The organism is Vibrio sp. 10N.261.55.A10 (assembly GCF_041470825.1).
GTDB lineage: Bacteria > Pseudomonadota > Gammaproteobacteria > Enterobacterales > Vibrionaceae > Vibrio > Vibrio crassostreae_C.
In genome coordinates, this window is record NZ_JBFRNC010000036.1 from 1 (window position 1) to 21789 (window position 21789).

Genomic DNA, 21789 nt, shown 5'->3' on the forward strand with positions numbered 1-21789 from the left:
ATGAACCAAAAAAAAGCCCCGAACATTAATATGTTCGGGGCTTTTCTATGTAATACGTTTAGCTATTTATTACTCAGTAATTGAAATCTAGATTAGAATCCGAATCGAGCCGACATTAAGATTTGGTGGCCATATGTGCCGTTATTGCGCATATCAAGACCAACAGACAGTTGATCAGTTGAATGGAAACGAGCACCGATACCCAAAATTGAACGAGTGTCATCGTTGTCGATCAGTTGACCAAGGCGTGCGTTAACTTCAACGTTTGCCATTAACCAAGCTCTCAAGCCAAGGTTAATTTCTGTTTTGATGTGGTTATCGTCATTCCGTTCAATGTTGTGCAGTAACATTTGGCCAGTAACGTCAGCAAATTGACTGATTGGGCCGTTGAATCCCATACCTACCGCTGCATCCCAATCACTTTCAAATTCTGAATCGATACGAGCAACAAAATGAGAGTTCTGAGTGAACATTGTTGTGACTTCACCACCGAAAGTACTTGGGCTAGTACCCATGCGCAGCTCGAATGTGTTGTAGTTAAAGTTGTTTGCAGACGCAGAGAATGAACACAGTGCAGCGAGTCCTAAAAGGACAGTCTTATTCGTGCAACCTAGCATGGTGACTCCATATAAATTGTATTTTGCGGCAGTATAATACAAAAAAGCCTGCAATATGCAGGCCAATTATTTGAAGTCGGTATTTTTATATTAATCGCTTATAGAACCTGGATGTGGTCCACTTCGATTTCAGGTGTCTTACCACCTTCATATTCACCGAAGATACGAACTTTTGTATCAGCGGTCAGTGGTTGTGCTAGGCGGATATCATCATCAAGTTCGATTTGAATTTCACTCTGGCCATCAGAGAAGACAAACGTGTCATTCTTAAGTTGACGAACGATCTTGCCATCCACAATTGCTTCTTGCTCTGCGAACATGCTTGTGTCGGCAAGTAGTGTCGCAACAGAAACGGTTTCAATTGGGCCAGTATAAGCAATAGCGCTTTCGTGCTTGTTGCTGTTGTGGTCACTAGCCATTGCGAAAGTAGGAGCAAGGATAATAGTAGATGCGATAGCTAATACAGTTTTTTTCATGGTGAATCCCTTAATGTTGTTTTTAGTAGAAACGTTTTTCTGAATTTGAAACGTTTCTTTTCGTTAGTACGTTTTTTGTTGAAGCGCCTGTTATCGTTCACAAGCTTCGTTTCGATGGAGCTATTAAACAACACTGGGGTTGAATCCAGAGTGAGTAACACATTCATTTTCCATTCATTTTATTGAGCATCTACTCGGCAATGACGTTAAGATGGTCGCAGAGAAATATTGCCCACAGCTATAAATTGAAAATTAAGAAATTAAGGATTTAAGTACAAATGCGAGCACCATTAAGTGCCCTTATGGTTCAAGGGACAACGTCAGATGCCGGAAAAAGTGTTTTGGTGGCAGGTTTATGCCGTGTTTTGGCAAGGAAAGGAATCAAAGTGGCACCTTTTAAGCCACAAAACATGGCGTTGAACAGTGCTGTGACAAAAGATGGTGGCGAAATTGGCCGTGCTCAAGCGGTTCAGGCGCAAGCTTGTAATATAGAGCCAACCGTTCACATGAACCCTGTATTGCTAAAGCCCAACTCAGATACCGGCGCGCAAGTGATTTTGCAAGGCCGAGCGCTGAGCAACATGGAAGCGACGGGTTATCATGATTACAAGAAAGTGGCGATGGATACAGTTATCGATTCGTTTGACCGACTTTCTGAAGAATATGAAAGCGTGATGATTGAAGGTGCGGGGAGCCCAGCCGAAATCAATCTTCGTGAAAATGATATCGCTAACATGGGATTTGCTGAGAAAGCGGACATCCCTGTGATCATCGTTGCTGATATTGACCGTGGTGGCGTTTTTGCGCATCTCTACGGGACATTAGCTCTATTGTCTGAATCTGAACAAGCTCGTGTAAAAGGCTTTGTGATAAATCGTTTTAGAGGCGATATCGCACTGCTTCAATCTGGCCTAGATTGGCTAGAGGAAAAAACCGGCAAGCCAGTCATTGGTGTTTTGCCATATCTGCATGGTTTTAACTTAGAAGCGGAAGATGCCATTACCTCTGCTCAAGAGTCTGACGGAGAAGCTAAGCTTAAGGTGGCGGTGCCAGTGCTAACCCGAATCAGCAACCATACAGACTTTGACGCGTTAAGATTGAATCCTTCGATTGATTTACGTTATGTCGGTAAAGGCGAACGTGTAAACAATGCTGATTTAATTATCTTGCCGGGTACAAAGTCGGTAAGAGCAGATTTGGATTACCTAAAAGAACAAGGCTGGGATAAAGATATTCAACGCCACCTGCGCTTAGGCGGCAAAGTGATGGGTATCTGCGGTGGCTACCAAATGTTAGGTAACATCATCCACGATCCTGATGGCGTTGAAGGGGAACCCGGCAGCAGCGAAGGGTTAGGGTATCTGGATACTGAAACGACCCTTACACAGCAGAAAACCTTAACCAACGTACGCGGCACCATGACGCTGGATGGCAAAACAGCACAAGTAAAAGGGTATGAAATCCACGTAGGTAGGACTGATGTCAAAGAAACAGCCTTACCGGTTCAGTTAGAATCTGGCAGCCTAGATGGCGCTGTGAATCAAGATAACTCGATTTTTGGTACTTACTTGCATGGCGTATTCGACAACAGTGATGCGTTGTCGCTTATTTGCGAATGGGCAGGAGCCAACGATGTGACCGCGATTGACCACGAACAGCTTAAAGAGCTGGGTATTAATCGAATCGCTGATGCCATCGAAGAGTACTTAAATCTTGATCTGCTTTGGCCAGAGTTAACAGCTTAAGCCGCCATTTAGAAGTTAGCTAAAGAACTTAAACGAACAATAGATAAGTGATAACAATGAAAAAGCGAGTCTTCCTTTTAACCATGGCTTTAACTTCGGCATTGAGTTCTAGTCATCTTTTTGCTGCGGAAAAGCTACGAGTTTACGCTGCATCGTCGATGACCAATGCGGTTAATCTGTTGGTTGAAGAGTTTGAGAAAGACCATTCTGTCGATGTGATTCCTGTGTACGCGAGTACATCGTCTTTGGTGCGACAAATCGAAAGAGGAGCACCAGCAGACATTTTTATCTCGGCAAATGAGAAATGGATGACGCATTTAGTCGATCGTAAATTGGTTTATAGTGACAATGTCACAAACCTATGTGAAAACGAACTGGTGCTGATTGCTCCTAAAGAGACATCGGTAACGTTAGACCTATCAAAAGGTGAACAATGGGCTAAACTGCTTACTAATGAAAGGCTTGCAGTGGGTAACACCATGTCGGTTCCTGCTGGTATCTATGCAAAAGAAGCGTTAGAAACGTTAGGTGTATGGGACGATGTGAAAACTCGATTGGCACCAAGTAACAATGTTCGTATGGCCTTAGCCTTAGTCGAGCGCAGTGAAGCTAAGCTTGGCATTGTCTACAAAACGGATGCGTTGCTTTCTAAAGAAGTAAACCTAGTGTCGACCTTCCCATCAGATCTGCACACACCAATACGTTACCCTGTAGCGAAGTTGAGTGATAAAGTTGTGGCAGAAGAGTTCTATACTTTCCTAAAGAGCGAAAAAGCGAAAGACACCTTGAACAGTTTTGGATTTGAAGTGCGTTAAATGATGTATTTATCGGAATACGAATACCAAGCCTTAATGCTGAGCTTAAAAGTCGCTGGGTTTGCAATCTTATGGCTTATCCCTATCGGTATTGGCTTAGCATGGCTACTTGCTAAGAAACAATTTGTAGGTAAGAGCATTGTTGAGAGTATTGTCCATTTACCTTTGGTACTTCCACCTGTGGTTATTGGCTATTTACTGCTAGTGATGATGGGCAGGCAAGGTATCATAGGTTCGTGGCTCAATGACGTGTTTGGTATTGTATTCAGCTTTAGCTGGAAGGGCGCGGCACTCGCTTGTGTGGTTGTGGCGTTGCCGCTGATGGTTCGCTCTATTAGATTGAGCCTAGAAACCGTAGACAGTAAGCTTGAAGAGGCGGCTGCTACATTAGGCGCTTCACCTCTTCGTGTGTTTTTCACGATCACTTTACCCTTGATGATCCCAGGGGTCATTACCGGCACCATGCTTTCATTCGCAAGAAGCCTAGGGGAGTTTGGCGCGACCATCAGCTTCGTTTCAAATATTCCCGGTGAAACTCAAACCATTCCTTTGGCTATGTATACCTTTATTGAAACCCCTGGCGCTGAAATGGAAGCCGCGCGTTTGTGTGTCATTTCTATTGTGATAGCGCTGGGTTCATTGATGCTATCTGAGTGGCTCAACAAAAAGTCAGCACAACGCTTGGGAGGCAATGCATGAGTGCTTTGATCCTCCAATATCAACAACAACTTGGTGAAACGTTCTTTGATATCGACTTGGAATTACCAAGTAGCGGCATTACGGCAATTTTTGGTCGTTCTGGCGCGGGTAAAACCTCACTTATCAATGCAATCAGTGGCCTTAAACAGCCCGATAAAGGTCTGATCAGCGTATCTGGAACCACACTGTTCGATAGTGAAAATGGCATTAATTTGCCGACTCACAAACGCAACGTCGGTTATGTGTTCCAAGAGTCGCGATTGTTTCCACATATGAAGGTGGCAGCGAACCTTAAATACGGTATGAAAAGCGTCGATCAAGCGCACTTTGAGCAAATAGTCTCGCTGTTGTCTTTGGGTTCATTGCTTGACCGATACCCAGCTCGTTTGTCTGGCGGTGAGAAGCAACGTGTGGCGATTGGCCGCGCTTTGTTATCAAAGCCGAGCATTTTGTTGATGGATGAGCCTTTAGCGTCTCTCGACTTGCCTCGTAAGCGCGAAGTGATGCCATTTCTGGAAAACTTATCCGAAACCGTCCAAATACCGATCATCTATGTCACCCATAGCCTCAATGAAATTTTACGCTTGGCAAATCACCTTGTGATTATTGACCAAGGCAAAGTGATTTCGTCGGGTGTGACGGAAGAGGTTTGGGCATCGAGAGCCATGCAACCTTGGCAATCTTTCTCAGAGCAAAGCTCGTTGTTTGAAGCGACATTAGCGGAACACAATGACGATTATGCGCTGTCTCGCCTGATGCTAGGAAAGTCGACGTCGTTATGGGTTCAGAAAGTATCGAGTGAGCTTGGTACGACAGTGAGGCTGCAAGTTAGGGCAAATGATGTCTCTATCACGCTAGAACGGCCGAAAGGGACTTCTATACGTAACATCCTTCCTGTCACCATTAAAAGCGTAGAGACGCACCAACAAGGCACAAATAAGCAGAGTGTCGCGGTCGAGCTAGAGTTAGAGTCTGGGTGCTACCTATGGGCAACCATTACATTGTGGGCGCTGGATGAGTTAAATCTAGAAATCGGGCAGCGTGTTTACGCTCAAATTAAAGGTGTGAGTGTCGCTCAAAGAGATATCGCGGTAACGCATTAAACCTGACAAGGTCAGTTTTTCGATATTGTCGCGATACTGCCTGTTATAGGTTCTGAAAATTCGATCTTGATTCCATGAATGGATACATGCGTCATTTTTATACGGTATAACTGCCAGTTTTGCGCCACACTATATGAATGTTAAAGCATATGATTTGTCGAATCATATGAACATTAGCAACAAGAACATACAGACGTAACGATCGACGAACAGAAAATAGCGGATATAAAAAAGCCGCGTGTTTAAAGAAACATGCAGCTTAATTCTAAGTAGTACTGTTAGCGCTTAGCCTAGTTTAGGCGACTAGCGACTTACTTAGTAAAAACTTCTTTGAAATCACGCTTCAAGATTGCATCACGACGAGCTTTCTTGATTTGTTTAACCATGTCTTTTACACAGTTGTGTAGAACTTGGTCTAGCAGTTGAGCACGGTACTCTTCTTTTTCTTCGTCAGACATGTCTTCTGGAAGTTTAAGAGTAGGGAACTCTTCCATCACGTTAACACCAGCGAAAGCTTGGCTAACTGAGATTAGAGCGTGGAACTGCTCGAAGTTGTCTAAAACATTTTGTGCGCTTGCTGGAAGACTATCCCAAGCTTCGCGTACTGCTTCTTCAGACACTTCGTGAATAGAAGTAACCATAAAGTGCATCTCTTTTGGTACGCCATCAAATTCGATAACTTGACGAAGTTCTGGTGAGATGGTGGTTAAATCGATTTCTTGTTGTTCGTTGTTTGTAGCGTCTGACATAGTATTTCTCTTTAAAAAGAAACAATGCTAAAAAGATCTGTAAAAAAGTCAATATAATATAGAGATTAGGGCATGATTTAAGCCCAAATTTGAGCTACTTTGAATATTCAACACTAGATAAAGGTGATGTGATGATAGAAAAGGGATCTTCAATGCGCATATTGCTGGTTGATGACGTTCAACTAGACAGGATGCAACTTGCTATCCGACTCAAGCAACTGGGTCATATTGTAGAAGCTGTCGGTAGCGGAAAAGAAGCCCTGAGTGTTTATTCTGATTTTGATCCTGAACTCGTGTTACTTGATATCAGCATGCCTGATATGGATGGTTTTGAAGTGGCGAATGAGGTTCGAAGCCGATTCCCAGAATGGGTTCCCATCATCTTTCTTAGTGGTCACGAAGAACCTGAGATGATCGCAAAAGCGATTGACGCTGGTGGCGATGATTACCTGATCAAGCCAGTAAACAAGGTTGTTTTGAATTCTAAGCTGATTGCGATGCAACGTATCGCGCACATGAGACGAGAGCTAAAACAAAGCACAGCCAAACTCGAAGAACTGAACATCCTTCTGCAGCAACAAGCCAACGAAGATGGCCTGACCAAATTGTATAACCGTCGATATATGGATACTAAGCTTGAAGAGAGCATAGCGTGGCACGGAAGACGTAATATATCCATGACAGTCATACTTCTAGATGTAGACTTCTTTAAGCCTTACAACGATAATTATGGTCATATTCAAGGGGATAAGTGCTTACAAGGGCTTGCTAATACCTTGAAACAGCTGTTTGTTCGTGCGGGAGAATTTGTCGGTCGTTATGGCGGTGAAGAGTTTGTTCTGATTCTTAGCGATACAGACAGTGAAGGCGCTAAGGTACACGCGACTCGAGTTAAAGAGGCATTGCATGAGATGAACTACGCTCATGAACACTCAACGGTATCGGATAGAGTGACAGCGTCACAAGGTGTGTTGTCATTTGTGCCAGAAGGTGGCGAATCTATTGCGTCTATTTACGAAAAGGTCGATCAAGCGCTTTATCAAGCGAAGCAAAGTGGTAGAAATACCTTTGTACAACGTAACATTTTGGAGCTTGCGCGTTAGTTGGCGAGCTCTTTAAGATATTTGAATTTATACTTCTAATAGCGTTTGAGCTAGGAAGTGCTTTAAGTGATAAAAGAAATGCCACATTCGAAGTCATTTTCTATGACTAACACATCTTGGACGCTTGCGGTTCCTCTATTTTTTACCGCTTTGGCGACCACTGTTAATGCCAATACGCTATCTGATCTTTTTCGAAAGGATCTAGAGCAGAGCTTTGCCACCAGTGTATTGCTCAACGACACCGATGTTTTCACTTTTGGTATCAATAACTTTGACCCCAATAAAGTGTTTAGTTTGGACAATGAAGACATCGGTTCGAATGATTCGGTAAGTCGTCGCCAAAACATCACCTCCCTGAGTTTGCCTTACACATTTGAATTACCCAGTTACATCGAAGACAACCATCAAGAGGTGACGCTACGCTTGTCTGCATTGCGAATCGAGAACGATGTCGAGTACGCGGCAGCAAACAGAAACGATTTTCAAAAAGAGTCGGTAGTGTCTGGCTACGTCGAATTCGCGAATGTGTCCCAGCTAGACGAATATTGGAGCTTCAGCTCTGCAATCGGTAACCACATCTCTTACTACCGCAATGATTATGAATATCGCGCTTCGTTGCTAAAGCCTATTCAAGACCAACTGGATGGCGTATATCTCAATACTGATGCTTGGGCTTACATCATCGAGCCTAAAATCAAGCTGATGTACGAAGATAAGAATGACTGGGGAAAGTATAAATTGAGCACCAGTTGGCATTACTTTAATGGCATCGGCTGGGGCGAGGCGAATAATGGCAATGTCGGTCATCCTGAAGGGTGGTATATCGCCAATGAAGCCAAGGTTTTCTATGATCTCGTACGTTGGGATAAGAACATCACATCGATGTACTCGAGTATAAGACGAATTGATATTGGTGGTGACACGGTGGCCTCTATGGGCACCACATCTTACTACGAGGGCAGTGTTGGCTGGCTGCTTAACCCAAACCTATTTAATGAGTGGGTCGATAACGTGGGAATAGGTTTTACGATTAACTACGGAAGTAGCTTAAAAGGTGGTAGCTTGGTTATATTCTTCAACCAAGATTAAGCTCTCTTTTTCCACTTGAGCTATACGGCCTCAAATCAATGAGGCTCGTTGAACTTGGAAGTGATAGTTATTGAAGCAGTTCGCTATTAATGGCTTAAGCTATTTAGATCTCTAGTACTTAATATCTTTAGCTTTTAACCATCGTTAACGGTCAATACATAATTTGTTTCGACCGGTTTCTTTCGCTTTATACAGCGCTTGGTCAGCAAGCTTCAATACCTCTTCAGGATGTCTGGTGGTTGTACTATCAGACAATCCAATACTCACCGTCACATTCACCACTTCCGATGGTTTACCGTTCTTGCCACGCTTTTTCATACCCACTTCATGATCGTCGGGGCGCTCATGGCTATTCCGAATCGTCATGTCGTAGTTTTGAACTTCGGAAATCAGAGCTTGAAGGTGCTCTTTAACTTGTTCCGAATGTTTGCCTTTGAAGATAATCGTGAACTCTTCTCCACCATAGCGATAAGCTTTAGCGCCGCCTGTGGTTTCCCTCAGAATACGCGCCACCAGTTTTAACACATCGTCGCCAATGTCATGGCCGTAGGTGTCGTTGAATTGCTTAAAGTGATCGATATCGACCATCGCCATCGAATACTTACGCCCTAAGTGCTTCATATCGACTTCTAAGGCGTGTCGACCTGGAATGTTAGTCAGTTGGTCATTAAAGGCCATATCATGACTAGCGGACATGACATAGACGATGATCAACGTGCCTGACAACGAGAACATGGTGCTCGAGATGTACTGAACGTCGAAGAAGATGAACGTGCAAGAAGAAAGCAGGATAGCGCTATAAACCACAACATCGATAGAGCGGTTATACACCAACACGAGAATGGCAGTAAGGCCAAGTAAGCAAAGGCTATACAACACCAAAACAAAAGGCAGTTTGGAGAAGTCTCTGACAATAAATAGAAGACCATCACTCCATGATTCAAAACCGCCGGCATGGAAGTGAGAGACGATCAATTGTGCCCACACCATAAACAGAACAAGAACGATGGCGTAGAGCAGCATCGACTTTGAGTTTACGCCGTTATCAGGGAAGGCATAAACAAGTAAGCAAGTGACAGGTACTAATGCCGCAAGTAACGAGAGCTCTAATAGCGTTGTGCCAGTATTGAGAGGCGTTTGTAAGCGAACTTGGATGATCAGATAAGCGACAAGCATGCTCACCGATACCATCGCCATTCGACCTTGTCTGAACGTATGGCATAGCAGAACCGCAACGCTCAATAAAATGTAAGGGAGGTTGCTAGCAAACCCTAAATTTGAGTCCGTCACGAGAATGACGTTGTCCATACCAACGAGCAAAATTGTTAACAGGACTAAAGGGAAGCAAAATCGAAACATGCTCGACGTTACAAAAGATGATGCCATTTATGTGGTGAGCCTAACTATATTGATGATCTTATTATTTAATACTATGCGTAGGATACGGTTAAACAAGCGATTGCCAAGCTTTTTGCCTAAATTAGAGCAAAAACATAGTCATAGGTCGCTATTGGTGCAATCATTTTTATATGTATTTTGAGTTGCTATTAACCTTAGAACGAACTACACAGTATATATGAGAAATTAATTAGTCGTTATAGATACTTAACAAAATCTGCTCTGCTGCTCTTACGTTGGCGCTGTCACTTAAAGGGCTTGATGATCAGTTATCATTGAGTGACCTTTTCATTAAGCGACGAAGACCTGTAATGAAGTCAGAGTAAGATTAAATAATGCCTAAGTTTCAACTATGGACAGTAAAACCTATAACTGAGTTATAGAAAGCTATTAGGAATTGCATGGTTTCAAGTGACTTTAGAAACGACTGCGACTAGAAAAACCGCTACAAATGGAGGTGTGGTATGCAAATTAGTGTTGATGTACATAACTATATGGAAACTCTGGTCGGTCATGTATTGGCTACCGAGGAATATGTGTCTAGTTATACCAACGAACAGTTGGCCGATCTCGCGTGCTTGGCTTTGGGCCAGCTAAAACCTATCTATATTCGTTTTGATATCGATTTTCTGTCAGCATTGCCAGAAGACAAATTGGTGCTCTATAAACGCAATAGTGAGATCGCGGTCAAAAATGCAGAAAGTATGATTATTGACGATCGAAGACGTGAACGTGACGACAATGTGCCTGTTATATTTAGTCAACACAATTTTGACGATGACGTAGAATTGCAATGGTATGAAAAGCCGTTGTTGAACCGTAAACAGTCATGATAGTTTAGGGTGAATACGGTCATTTAAGGAGTAAAAAAACGTGGGATTCTTTTCTAGATTATTTGGTGGCAAAGAAAAAACCGAACAAAAAGTAGAGATTGAGCCAGTCGAATATAAGGGTTTCAATATCTATCAAGATGCCATTGCAGAATCTGGTCAATACCGTGTTGCTGGGCGAATCGAGAAAGAATTCGATGGTGAAATCAAAACTCACCGTTTTATTCGTTCAGATGTTGTTTCAAACAAACAAGATGCCGATGAATTGATGCTCAAAAAATCGCAGATGTTCATCGACCAAATGGGCGACAATATATTTAGCTAACCAATTAGGGTTAGAATTGATGTTGGTCATAATTTAGAGAGCTTTCAGTGTATATGCTGAAAGCTCTTTTTAGTTTTATGGATAAAGAACAGCTAGTGAGTTGTTATTAAAAGGATTATTTGCAAGTGGTTTGACCTCTTCGTTCGAGACGGTCGTCATTTATCCGAATGAAGCGCTCAAATTCCGTCCAAATCGTTATAAGTAATAACTTTTCCTGTTCTTTGAACAAAACGCTTGAAGTATTAGTTGTCGTTAGATACAAACGAATAAGTCATTCGTGCCAATAGTCAAGGAATAGCTATGCAAATTGGTGTACCAAGAGAAACGCTCGCTGGTGAAACGCGAGTCGCTGCTTCGCCGAAATCGGTAGAACAGCTTCTAAAATTAGGATTTGAAGTTTGTGTTGAATCACAAGCAGGTGCGTTAGCAAGTTTTGAAGATGCAGCTTATGAACAAGCTGGAGCAAAAGTTGTCACCGCAGATGAAGCTTGGAAATCCGATATTATCTTTAAAGTTAACGCTCCGATCGTTGACGAGTCTAAAAATGAAATCGATCTTCTTAAAGATGGCGCAACATTGGTCAGCTTTATTTGGCCTGCCCAAAATCCAGAATTAATGGAACAATTGTCCAGTCGTAACATCAACGTGATGGCGATGGATTCTGTACCACGAATTTCAAGAGCTCAGGCGTTAGATGCATTGAGTTCTATGGCAAACATCGCGGGTTATCGTGCTGTTGTTGAAGCGGCGCATGAGTTTGGTCGATTCTTCACGGGTCAGATTACGGCTGCGGGTAAAGTTCCGCCAGCAAAAGTACTGGTTGCAGGTGCTGGTGTTGCTGGCCTAGCGGCAATCGGCGCTGCGGGTAGCTTAGGTGCAATCGTTCGTTCATTCGATGTTCGTCCTGAAGTTAAAGAACAAGTTGAGTCGATGGGTGCTGAATTCTTGGAAGTGGATTTCAAGGAAGATACCAGTGCTGGTGACGGCTACGCAAAAGAGATGTCTGAAGCATTCAATAAGAAAGCCGAAGAACTTTATGCAGCTCAAGCGAAAGACGTTGATATCATCATTACAACAGCGCTAATTCCAGGTCGCCCGGCTCCGAAGCTGATTACCAAAGAGATGGTAGACAGCATGAGTGCAGGTAGTGTGATTGTAGACCTTGCGGCAGCCAATGGCGGTAACTGTGAATACACGGTTGCGGATCAAGTCATTACAACCGCTAACGGCGTTAAGGTGGTTGGTTACACTGATATGGTTGGTCGACTGCCGACTCAATCATCTCAGCTGTATGCAACGAACCTAGTTAACCTTTTGAAACTGCTTTGCAAAGAGAAAGATGGCAACATCAATATCGACTTTGAAGATGTTGTTCTGCGTGGTGTTACTGTCGTTAAAGAGGGCGAGGTCACTTGGCCAGCTCCACCAATTCAAGTTTCAGCTCAACCACAACAAGCTAAGCCAAAAGCGGCCAAACCAGAGCCTAAAGTTGAAGAACCTGTTTCTCCAATTAAGAAAGTGGCGGGTATGGCGGTAGCTGTTGGTGCATTCGCTTGGGTAGCTTCGGTTGCTCCAGCTGCGTTCTTATCTCACTTTACCGTTTTTGTTCTCGCTTGTGTGGTGGGTTATTACGTAGTTTGGAATGTAAGCCATTCTCTGCATACGCCTTTGATGTCCGTGACTAACGCGATTTCAGGCATCATTGTAGTAGGTGCACTGTTACAGATCGGACAAGGAAGTGGCGTCGTCACGTTCTTATCATTTATTGCCGTATTAATTGCAAGTATCAATATCTTTGGTGGCTTTACCGTGACCAAACGTATGCTTGAAATGTTCCGTAAAGACTAAGGAGTAACAGATGTCTGAAGGATTAGTACAAGCAGCTTATATTGTTGCTGCTGTATTTTTTATTATGAGCTTGGCTGGGTTATCGAAACAGGAATCTGCGCGTGCAGGTAACTATTACGGTATCACGGGTATGTCAATCGCGTTGATCGCAACGATCTTTGGCCCTCACTCTGCTGGTATTGTGTGGATCATCATTGCTATGGTGATCGGTGGTGGTATTGGTATCCACTACGCAAGAAAAGTAGAAATGACTGAAATGCCAGAGCTGGTTGCAATTCTGCACAGCTTCGTAGGTATGGCTGCAGTACTTGTAGGTTACAACAGCTACATCGATCCACCTGCTACTGTTTCTATCAACCCTGCAGATATTCATGCAGAGCACGTGATCCACCTAGTGGAAGTGTTCGTTGGCGTGTTTATCGGTGCGGTGACGTTCACGGGTTCTATTGTTGCGTTTGGTAAGCTTCGCGGCGTTATCTCTTCGTCTGCATTGAACATCCCTCATAAGCACAAGTGGAATCTAGCGGCTATCGTAGTTTCTACACTACTGATGATCATGTTCGTTAAAGCGGACGGCAGCATGTTCGCGCTAATGGTGATGACGCTTATCGCATTCGCATTCGGTTACCACTTAGTGGCATCGATTGGCGGCGCAGATATGCCAGTAGTTGTCTCTATGCTTAACTCGTACTCTGGTTGGGCAGCAGCAGCGGCAGGTTTCATGCTTGCAAACGATCTGCTTATCGTAACTGGTGCATTGGTTGGTTCGTCGGGTGCGATTCTGTCTTACATTATGTGTAAGGCGATGAACCGCTCTTTCATCAGTGTTATTGCTGGTGGATTCGGCCAAGAAGTGGTTGTGTCTGATGGCGATGAAGAGCAAGGTGAACACCGCGAAACATCAGCTGAAGATGTGGCTGATATGCTGAAAAACTCTAAGTCAGTAATCATCACTCCTGGATACGGCATGGCAGTAGCTCAAGCACAATACCCAGTGCATGAAATCACTGAGAAGCTACGAGCGCAGGGCATTAATGTTCGATTTGGTATCCACCCAGTTGCTGGTAGGTTACCGGGTCACATGAACGTACTGCTTGCTGAAGCGAAAGTGCCTTACGATATCGTTCTAGAAATGGACGAAATCAACGATGACTTCGATGAGACAGATACTGTATTGGTAATTGGTGCGAATGACACCGTAAACCCTGCAGCACTTGAAGATCCAAACAGCCCAATTGCTGGTATGCCAGTACTTGAAGTTTGGAACGCTCAGAATGTTATCGTATTCAAGCGTTCGATGAACACAGGTTACGCCGGTGTGCAAAACCCACTGTTCTTCAAAGAGAACACGCAGATGCTGTTTGGCGATGCTAAAAAGAGTTGTCTAAGTATCTTAGAACATCTATAGAGATCACCTCTAAACAATATGTAACAACTCGATAAGGAGCTCATTTGAGCTCCTTTTTTTATCTTACGAAAGCGACTCTATGTGTGATCTCAGTTGATACGAAGTTGACGAAGCCTGATGCAAAACTTGTCGCAATTGAGGTTTGGCTTGCCAATCAGCCTACTAGTACGTATGTACAATGTGGCCGTAATATATTGGCCTTTATCTCTGTAGCTCGCCATTCTCAAAGTTTTTCATGCGGTTAAAAATTTATCTTTGATAGCGAATGGTATATATTTGGTTGATCTATATGAATTTGCGTTGGTTTGTGATCATCAAAAGAACATTTACTCTTCTTATCGCTACGTTGTCTGTGTCTGCAAACGCATTTGCTGACTCTTTACCTGAGCGTATCGATAATTTCACCAAACTCTTTGATCATGAAACGGCAATCGAATCTTACGATATTCGAGTGCTACAGGCTGATTATCCAACACGTTTGATCATGCCGTCTTCTATGCTGCCACAAACAGCAGAGTACCCGTTAAAAGACATTCAGCGCTTGTACCAGTTATCAAAAACCTGTAGTGGTAAACTGCCGTTAAGCCCTTTGATTACTGAGCCTTTAGTTTTTACTCGTGCAATGTGTAAAGGCACCAAGCTTTCTGACCGTTGGTTTAGCCGTAGTGGTTTGATTCACCCTGGCGGCGGTTCTTATGCGGCACGATACGTTGAGAAGTACCCAGAAAAATTCGACTCTCTGAAGCGCTTTATGCATATTCAAGAGCGACCAAACACCGAACACGATGAACTACTGTCTCGCTTGCAACAAATGGATAGCGAAGCAATCACCGCGCTGTTAGCGGGTGCCAGTATGTTTGTTGAGCTTGATGAGATGTGGGTAAAACGCGGCGACAGATATTACCTGTATAAAAAATCAGTCTGGAACGAAAATGCCACGCTTGCTGGGTTATCGTTTAGCTTGTCTTCAGAAGGTAAAAGCTGTTTTGTCCAGCGTGGTAATGTGTGTTGGGAAATAGAAGATCATTCAGAGCTTCTGCAAGTCGCCATGTTTATCTTGGTTATTGCCAACATCATGCTTGTCTTAGGTTGGGCGATTTACCGCTGGAACAGCAAGAAACAAGAGATGAAGAGTCGCATGCTGGTTCTTCAAATCCTAACGCACGAATTAAGAACGCCGATTGCGAGTTTGTCATTGACGGTGGAAGGGTTCAGGCGTGAGTTCGAACACTTACCAGAATCGGTATATGATGAGTTCCGTAGGCTGTGTGAAGATACACGCCGTTTAAGACAGTTGGCGGAAGCAAGTAAAGATTACCTGCAATCAGATAATCAACCGCTCGCAACAGAGTGGGTGCCAAGTGTTGAAGAGTGGCTCCAATACAAAGTTGAAGAAGACTTTGCGCCGGGGATTGAACTCCGTGTAAACAAAGATATAGCTGCAAAAGTGAACGTATATTGGTTGGGAACGTGCATCGATAACCTAATCAGAAATGCCGTGAAATACGGTGTGGCTCCAGTAATTCTAGAACTGAATACTTCTGACAAGAAGCTGACATTCAAAGTTATAGATAATGGAGACTTGTCTCGCAAAGATTGGGGGCAACTAAGAAAGCCATTCGTAAGTAAGAGTGGACTCGGTTTAGGTCTGACGATAGTGGAATCTATGGTTGGAAAAATGGGCGGTCACATGACGCTTATCGGCCCCCCAACAACATTTATTTTGGAGATACCTTGTGAAACAGACATTGCTTCTCGTTGAAGATGATAAAAATTTAGCTGACGGTTTATTAGTTAGCCTTGAGCAAGCTGGATATGAATGTTTGCATGCAGAACTGATCTCTGAAGTTGAAGGCTACTGGGAACAAGCGGATCTAGTGATTCTAGACCGTCAACTTCCTGATGGCGACTCAGTAGATTCACTTCCAGGTTGGAAGAAAAAGAAAGATATCCCAGTTATTTTGCTGACGGCTCTCGTGACAGTAAAAGACAAAGTAGCGGGCCTAGATTCAGGTGCAAACGACTACTTAACAAAGCCATTCGCAGAGGCTGAGCTATTTGCTCGAATTCGTGCTCAACTTCGCCTGCCAGATTCTGAAGAACAAGATGCATCAAAAGTTATCGCTCAGAATCTTGTTATCGATAAAGCGACACGTGAAGTGTTTTTCAATGAACAGGAAGTAACGTTAACGCGCACTGAATTTGACCTTCTACTGTTCTTGGCAAGTAACCTTGGACGTGTGTTTACACGTGATGAACTGCTTGACCATGTATGGGGTTACAACCATTTCCCAACAACACGTACGGTAGACACGCACGTTCTGCAACTAAGACAGAAACTGCCGGGTCTAGAAATTGAAACGCTGCGTGGCGTTGGTTACAAGATGAAAGCGTAATGAGAATAGCCTTACTTCCACTATTAATGTTTTCTTGCGTAGCGAATACCGCGCAAGCAACGGATTGGTTTAAGAGCAGCGATGCTCTGACTCAAGTTCATAAACATCTGCTAGATAATGATTTACCTCAGATGTTTGACTCATTAGTGGAAGTTTGGCAAATCAACTCGTCTCAATCACGAGAAGATCACCTCAATGAACTGTTCGATCAAGCATTGAACAAAGATTGTGGTAAAACTCTCACCAGAAAAACACTCCCAGATTGGATTAGTTCAGTCGTCGTTAAAAGATACATCATTCAAAGCCCTGGCCGAGATACCTTTCGTGTATCGATTAATGTTGAATCCGAAAACAACATTCAAGACATTACCTTCGAGAAGTGGGTCGATAAGATCGTTTCTTCGGACAGTGAGTTAACCAAAGACAGTGAAGTGGTTAACAACGAATCGGTGAGTCTATACCGCAAGCGTTACAATTTAGCCTCTCAACTTGAATCGGGTTTGTATCGTTTAAGTGTGAAAGGCGATGGTGGAAATTCTTGGAGTACTTGGATTATCCTTGGTGAAGTTGCAATGCGTCAGCAAGTTCGCTGGTCTTCAAAAGACACCTGGCGAATCGATAAAAAAGAACTTCTGAACCCTTATTGTCCTCTTCCTAAACTCGAAATTGGTTTGTACGATTATGTCGATGAACACTATGAGCAGGTGTGGGGCAAGAGCTATGAATCTGATTATCCAATGAACCTTACTGGTGAAGAACTTCCTAATGATCGCTATGTTTTAGCGGTTTCAATGGTGCATTCACGCTGGCAAGGCGACATAGCGATAGAACAAGCACAAACTATCAGCAAAACTTATGATATTTCTAGCGAAGAAGAGTTAAAGTAATTTAAAATTGTGCCGTTAACTATGTAAGGGATCTAACAAAGATAAACGGCATGAAAAAAACTACAAAACTACTCGCAGCGTCAATTGCATTCGCCAGTCTTCCTCTTTCAGCAGCAAACTACGCCATTGAAGCGCGTGGTGATGCGATGGGTGGTGTTGGTGTTGTTTCAGCAAACTTCCTAACTGCTCCATTCTATAACCCAGCACTTGTTGCGATTTATCGTCGTAATGATGACATGGGAATGATCACGCCAAGTTTTGGCGGTAATTATAATGACCCTAATAACTTAGTTGATGATATCGATAATTTAGTTGACAGCATTGAGTCAGGTACTGTGACTGGTTCTGATCTAGATGCTCTTAATGGTGATAGCCTGAATGTTGATTTAGGTGGTGTTGTAGCATTCGCTCTACCAAATCAGTATATTGCAGCAAACGTATTTGCAAAAGCATACACTGAATCATTTGTAACCCCTGATACATCTAGTGACGCTGCTAATAGTGACTTGGTTAATGCTGAGTTAACTGCTGTTAAAGCTGTTTCTATTGGCATTATGGAAGCTGGTATATCATTAGCAAAATATCAAACGTTCATGGGACAACATTTGTCGTTTGGTATTTCTCCAAAACTCCAAAGAATCTATACGTATAACTACATTGCCTCGGCACAAAACTACGATCTAAGTGATGTTCGAGAAAACGACACCGCGGAAACTACATTTAATATTGATGCAGGTGCGCTTTGGTTTTACGGCCCATTTAGAGTGGGTTTTTCTGCAACGAATATTATAGACCGTGAGATTGAAACTAAATCCGTTAGCCAACAGCTAACAAGCAGCACAGGGGCTACAAGAACAGTAACATCGAGTCATTCTTATAACCTAGGGCCTGTCTACACTGTTGGTGCGGGGATCGTTTCTGATTACTTTACGTTGAGTGTTGATTATGATTTGAATGAAGCAGAGAAGTTTACTTCGTTCGAAGACAACGAACAGATGATTCGTGTTGGTACTGAAGTCGACCTGTTACGTCAGCTTAAGCTAAGGGGAGGGTATTACAAGAACCTGGCTTACTCTGATTCAGAAGGAACAGTGACAGCTGGTGTTGGTATCTCGCCATTGAACTTGTTTCAGCTAGATCTAAGTGCTAACTACACGAATGAAAATGCAATGGGTGCATCCATCAATTTCCTTGCTAGTTACTAACAGTCCTTATATAGTTCTGCTCCTAAATAAAGGAGCAGAGCATGCTAAACGACTTACCAACCCTTTCTCACGAAGAACAACAGAAAGCTGTTGAACGAATTCAAGAAATGATGACTCAGGGCATCAGCACAGCACAAGCTATCAAAATCGTTGCTGAGCAAATTCGTGAAGAAATGAGTAATAAAGAAGAGTAGGGCATCAGCCCTTCTTTTTTATCACCTTAGTGCACTATAACTAAATATATTACCCTCTAGTATATTATCTCGTACATACCAACTCTTTAGCTACCCTGAATTACCGACCTATCCAAAACCATTAAATTCTTTTTATTCAGTAAGTTATGTCGGAGTGATCCACTTTTCAGGCATTTCTTGGCTTTGGGTTGTAATTAAATTACAGTAAGTTCTAAAAGTGGAACAATCGCCATTTTAGGTGTCAGTATTTGTGTCACCGTACCTAAGTGGCTAAATATATGGTGTTTTTACGGCTAGTGACGTTGTTACTTCTATTTTTAGCGGATACGAGTGTATGAATGTTCAGAAGCAGACAAATGAGGATTTCATCTAAAAACAGTGCGAGATAAGTAACGACGGTAATGTTCAAAACCGATACCGCGAGTGACTAACCACTGGTTAGAGCGTGCTTTACTAGCCAAATATGTAGACTTTTAAAACAAGTGGTTAGGACGCTTAGAGGCGTACGGAAGAGCGGTTTATAGAGCGATTCAGGAACGATACGTATCAACCTGAGAATGATATTGATGGCGTTATTACAGATGGTGTTGTAGCAAACGGTGTTATAGCAGATGGCGAGAGCGCGCTTATAGGCATACGAATCGATTTAAGTTCTGACGAGACAGCAAAGCTTATGGGCTTGTTTGGTCAGCACTTAAGAATCTAACGGGTGCTTAATTGGAGAGTAGATATCGACAGGGCATTAATGGCGTGTGATTGAGTATTAGCAGAGAGTTGAATATGTAGCTGCAGTCCAGTCTAGCGAGCCTTAATAAAACGTAACGACTTGGTTTCGTCCGTTGTCTTTCGCTTGGTAGAGCGCTTTGTCTGCACGTTTGATGGCCGTACGTATCGATTCATGCTCCTTAAGCTGCGTTACTCCAGTCGAAGCCGTTACTTTAAGCGCTTTAGGCCAAGGGCTTTGGTCCATTACTAGGTAAAAATTATCGATAGATTCGTTACACTGTAGCGCAGTTTGTTCCAGGCAAACTAAAAGGAACTCCTCACCACCCCAGCGATAAAGTAAATACTGCTCACCAAGGCTCTCGTTCGCAGTTGCGACAAACTGAATAAGTACTTTGTCACCCACTTCATGGCCATGTTGATCGTTGATCTGCTTAAAATGGTCTAAATCAAACAACGCGATGTGAATCGTTTTTCCTTGTTGCGCTAGCCATTCGAAATCATAGAAGGTATCTAACGCTTCGGTTCGGTTTCTACATCCGGTCAACGGATCGGTTGTTGCCTTTACCTTGAGCTCTTCAATTTCTTCGGTCAAATTGCGTTGTTGCTCTGCTGCACGCGTTCTGCTTCGCTGTGCGATGTGTAACGCACAACCTACATAACAGATGGCATAGGTCACCCATAATCCAATTAAGAGTTCACCTAACAAAGCTTTGCTGATGATTTTACCGTGGAAAACAATGCTCGAGATCTTAAGTGAATGATGTCCATCAAGCGTGCTGGCTCCGAGCCCGAGCTCAACAGACACCGCGTTTGTAATGTCTACTGCGCTACTAGTAATAGGTTGGTTGTAATGATCAATCCACCAAAAAGGAACGTTGAAGTAGTTTAAGTCGATGTGGTTTTTATCTGGCAACGAGAAGTCTAAGCGATTGAACTTGTTCGACATAGCATCGCCTTTCACGCTGTAATTCTTGTCGTAATTACGAATGTAGAAGCGAAACCTTGGGTCTTCTTGGCCTTGGTAATCCATATTAATGGTGACCGAATCGAACGTTGAGAGATCGAGCCCATTACCTTGTGTCGATATAACGAATTCAATTTCACAGAAGGGTAAGCTATAGGTCCGTTCAAAGTCACACTGTAACTCAATTCCATCTTCTGACTTATGTAATGAGCCTACGGTGCCACCATCGTGGTCTCTGTCTGTATTAACGCGTGTAGGGTATTTGTCGGGTGTAATAACGTAGCTCTTATTCATGAGCGTATTAAAAGAGATCAACGACACTAGCGTGATTGCTAGGCAAAAAATCGAAAGGAATATGTTGAGTTTTCGGAATGCTTTGTCGCTCATGATACTAACCCGTACACGTGATTCGAATGTAATGCGCAATGCCTTAGGTGGAATCGGTATACCTAAAACTAACGCAGAGCTGAGGTTATACAGTAAAGAGATTTATTTAACCAAATGGAAGTTTAAAATTCGAACGCAGAGCCTTGATTCTGAATGTTATTTGCTCATTAAGTGCAGTTTTTACGGGGGTAACAATTTAACTGTATTTTTATACAGTTAAATTTAAAATGGCTAGGTTTGTTGTAATCAGAGTAGTGTGTGCGAGTTATAAGGCTTGCTGTGATAACGAGTCACGAGGCCACTGTTACTGTTCATCAATTAAAGTGGAGGGCAGTTATGTTGCAGTGTCACTTTTTGGAACTCGTTTTATCGAAACACTTTGTTGTCTATGAGAGCGTTCGTACCATTCATTTTGTCTTTTATTCCCAACTACGCGCCATAAGTAGAGCAAGGCTTCAATGCACTGCAGAACATCTCTAATCCTTACTGGTTTGTCGTAGGTGCAGTTGTGGTCGATACGCTAGGCATGCGCGCCATGGTGCGATACCTACTTGAATACTACTCACCTCGATGGAAAACGAAGTGTTGGCGTTTCTTGAGGCGTTAATCATTGCATTGATTACCGGTGGAGTCTCAAGCCTTGGCACGATTGCGGCTTTGAAAACGGACATCAACTGGATAAAGCGAGTGCAACAGGACCAAGAGCAGCGGATACGAAAATTGGAGGATCCTAATGGCTAAGAAAGTAAAGCTACTGCTCAGGTTAGCGAATCAAGAGCCACATATTAAATATGTGACTCTTTAGTTGTGCGCCGAGCATGGCGT

Annotated in this window: 21 protein-coding genes; 16 read left to right on the top strand and 5 right to left on the bottom strand. The window is 43.1% G+C overall.

Going from position 1 to position 21789, the window contains the following annotated elements; genetic code table 11:
* Positions 1-92 precede the first annotated feature (92 nt).
* Entirely contained in the window at positions 93-617 is a 525-nt protein-coding gene (locus AB4274_RS12540) for a hypothetical protein (protein ID WP_017060115.1), read from the bottom strand.
* A gap of 98 nt (positions 618-715) precedes the next feature.
* Positions 716-1093 carry a YgiW/YdeI family stress tolerance OB fold protein gene (locus AB4274_RS12545; RefSeq protein ID WP_048608277.1) on the bottom strand — a complete coding sequence of 126 codons (378 nt, stop codon included), beginning with the start codon at positions 1091-1093 and terminating at the stop codon, positions 716-718.
* A 278-nt stretch (positions 1094-1371) separates the two neighbouring features.
* On the opposite strand from AB4274_RS12545, the gene AB4274_RS12550 reads away from it, so the two are divergent.
* The 4 genes from AB4274_RS12550 to modC are packed head-to-tail and all read left to right on the top strand — an operon-like array spanning position 1372 to position 5455.
* Complete coding sequence (locus AB4274_RS12550) at positions 1372-2838, top strand: cobyric acid synthase (RefSeq protein WP_372052282.1); 1467 nt, start codon at positions 1372-1374, stop codon at positions 2836-2838.
* Positions 2839-2894: 56 nt separating this feature from the next.
* Positions 2895-3653, top strand: a complete 759-nt coding sequence (modA, locus tag AB4274_RS12555; RefSeq protein ID WP_017060111.1) for a molybdate ABC transporter substrate-binding protein — start codon at positions 2895-2897, stop codon at positions 3651-3653.
* On the top strand, positions 3654-4352 hold the full coding sequence (modB, locus tag AB4274_RS12560) for a molybdate ABC transporter permease subunit (RefSeq protein ID WP_017060110.1): 699 nt from the start codon (positions 3654-3656) through the stop codon (positions 4350-4352). It abuts the gene before it with no gap.
* A complete protein-coding gene (gene modC / locus AB4274_RS12565) occupies positions 4349-5455 on the top strand; it encodes a molybdenum ABC transporter ATP-binding protein ModC (protein ID WP_017067812.1) in 1107 nt (368 codons plus the stop codon). The genes modB and modC overlap by 4 nt, the downstream gene beginning before the upstream one ends.
* A gap of 311 nt (positions 5456-5766) precedes the next feature.
* On the opposite strand, the gene AB4274_RS12570 is transcribed toward modC, so the two are convergent.
* Positions 5767-6204 (bottom strand): DUF3069 domain-containing protein, encoded by a 438-nt coding sequence (locus tag AB4274_RS12570; RefSeq protein WP_017060108.1) that lies wholly within the window; start codon positions 6202-6204, stop codon positions 5767-5769.
* Between the two features lie 131 nt (positions 6205-6335).
* On the opposite strand from AB4274_RS12570, the gene AB4274_RS12575 reads away from it, so the two are divergent.
* Together AB4274_RS12575 and AB4274_RS12580 are read left to right on the top strand one after the other, a co-directional pair.
* Entirely contained in the window at positions 6336-7307 is a 972-nt protein-coding gene (locus AB4274_RS12575; protein ID WP_170791831.1) for a diguanylate cyclase, read from the top strand.
* Positions 7308-7385: 78 nt separating this feature from the next.
* Positions 7386-8396 (top strand): Solitary outer membrane autotransporter beta-barrel domain, encoded by a 1011-nt coding sequence (locus AB4274_RS12580; RefSeq protein WP_029235232.1) that lies wholly within the window; start codon positions 7386-7388, stop codon positions 8394-8396.
* A gap of 144 nt (positions 8397-8540) precedes the next feature.
* Here AB4274_RS12580 and AB4274_RS12585 read toward each other — a convergent pair whose 3' ends face one another.
* Positions 8541-9782 (bottom strand): GGDEF domain-containing protein, encoded by a 1242-nt coding sequence (locus tag AB4274_RS12585; protein WP_372112168.1) that lies wholly within the window; start codon positions 9780-9782, stop codon positions 8541-8543.
* Between the two features lie 476 nt (positions 9783-10258).
* Here AB4274_RS12585 and AB4274_RS12590 point away from each other — a divergent pair, with 476 nt between their 5' ends.
* From AB4274_RS12590 to AB4274_RS12630, 9 genes are all read left to right on the top strand, one after another.
* On the top strand, positions 10259-10627 hold the full coding sequence (locus AB4274_RS12590) for a late competence development ComFB family protein (protein ID WP_017060104.1): 369 nt from the start codon (positions 10259-10261) through the stop codon (positions 10625-10627).
* A gap of 40 nt (positions 10628-10667) precedes the next feature.
* Entirely contained in the window at positions 10668-10949 is a 282-nt protein-coding gene (locus AB4274_RS12595) for an HlyU family transcriptional regulator (RefSeq protein ID WP_004731023.1), read from the top strand.
* A gap of 300 nt (positions 10950-11249) precedes the next feature.
* Positions 11250-12797, top strand: a complete 1548-nt coding sequence (gene pntA, locus AB4274_RS12600; RefSeq protein ID WP_372112170.1) for a Re/Si-specific NAD(P)(+) transhydrogenase subunit alpha — start codon at positions 11250-11252, stop codon at positions 12795-12797.
* Between the two features lie 10 nt (positions 12798-12807).
* On the top strand, positions 12808-14205 hold the full coding sequence (pntB, locus tag AB4274_RS12605; RefSeq protein ID WP_372112171.1) for a Re/Si-specific NAD(P)(+) transhydrogenase subunit beta: 1398 nt from the start codon (positions 12808-12810) through the stop codon (positions 14203-14205).
* A gap of 289 nt (positions 14206-14494) precedes the next feature.
* The gene (vxrA, locus tag AB4274_RS12610) at positions 14495-15967 is read left to right on the top strand and encodes a sensor histidine kinase VxrA (protein ID WP_017065947.1); all 1473 of its coding nucleotides are present in this window, start codon (positions 14495-14497) and stop codon (positions 15965-15967) included.
* The gene (vxrB, locus tag AB4274_RS12615) at positions 15942-16601 is read left to right on the top strand and encodes a response regulator transcription factor VxrB (protein WP_017060099.1); all 660 of its coding nucleotides are present in this window, start codon (positions 15942-15944) and stop codon (positions 16599-16601) included. The genes vxrA and vxrB overlap by 26 nt, the downstream gene beginning before the upstream one ends.
* Positions 16601-17488: a DUF2861 family protein gene (locus AB4274_RS12620; RefSeq protein WP_372112173.1), complete on the top strand. Its 888-nt coding sequence runs from the start codon at positions 16601-16603 to the stop codon at positions 17486-17488. Before vxrB ends, AB4274_RS12620 begins: the two co-directional genes overlap by 1 nt.
* 50 nt (positions 17489-17538) lie before the next feature.
* Positions 17539-18693 carry a conjugal transfer protein TraF gene (locus AB4274_RS12625; RefSeq protein WP_017069084.1) on the top strand — a complete coding sequence of 385 codons (1155 nt, stop codon included), beginning with the start codon at positions 17539-17541 and terminating at the stop codon, positions 18691-18693.
* Between the two features lie 41 nt (positions 18694-18734).
* Positions 18735-18887, top strand: a complete 153-nt coding sequence (locus AB4274_RS12630; protein ID WP_004731009.1) for a YoaH family protein — start codon at positions 18735-18737, stop codon at positions 18885-18887.
* A gap of 808 nt (positions 18888-19695) precedes the next feature.
* Here AB4274_RS12630 and AB4274_RS12635 read toward each other — a convergent pair.
* Positions 19696-21003 carry a GGDEF domain-containing protein gene (locus tag AB4274_RS12635; protein WP_372112175.1) on the bottom strand — a complete coding sequence of 436 codons (1308 nt, stop codon included), beginning with the start codon at positions 21001-21003 and terminating at the stop codon, positions 19696-19698.
* A gap of 543 nt (positions 21004-21546) precedes the next feature.
* Here AB4274_RS12635 and AB4274_RS12640 point away from each other — a divergent pair.
* On the top strand, positions 21547-21705 hold the full coding sequence (locus AB4274_RS12640) for a hypothetical protein (protein ID WP_372112177.1): 159 nt from the start codon (positions 21547-21549) through the stop codon (positions 21703-21705).
* Positions 21706-21789: the final 84 nt, after the last annotated feature.